Source organism: Citrobacter sp. W9 (assembly GCF_026719375.1).
GTDB lineage: Bacteria > Pseudomonadota > Gammaproteobacteria > Enterobacterales > Enterobacteriaceae > Citrobacter > Citrobacter werkmanii.
Window position 1 is genome coordinate 1 of sequence record NZ_JAPPTE010000097.1, and the last position, 254, is coordinate 254.

The 254-nt window shown below is 50.4% G+C and carries 2 pseudogenes; one reads left to right on the plus strand and one right to left on the minus strand.

The annotated features are described in order from the left end of the window. Positions 1 to 75 (plus strand): annotated as a pseudogene (locus OOJ59_RS28040) (IS6 family transposase); the annotation flags it as partial. Between the two features lie 45 nt (positions 76 to 120). Here the strand turns inward: OOJ59_RS28040 and OOJ59_RS28045 are convergent. Continuing rightward, positions 121 to 254: pseudogene (locus OOJ59_RS28045) on the minus strand (IS1 family transposase); the annotation flags it as partial.

Here is a 254-nt window from a genome sequence, read left to right on the forward strand (position 1 = left end):
GGCCAGGCCTCAGCATTTTATTATGGTGATCCCCTGGGCGAAATGCGCCTGGTAAGCAGAGTTTTTGAAATGTAAGGCCTTTGAATAAGACAAAAGGCTGCCTCATCGCTAACTTTGCAACAGTGCCGCCAGATGTTGTCTCAGATTCAGGTTATGTCGCTCAATGCGCTGAGTGTAACGCTTGCTGATTACGTGCAGCTTTCCCTTCAGGCGGGATTCATACAGCGGCCAGCCATCCGTCATCCATACCACGA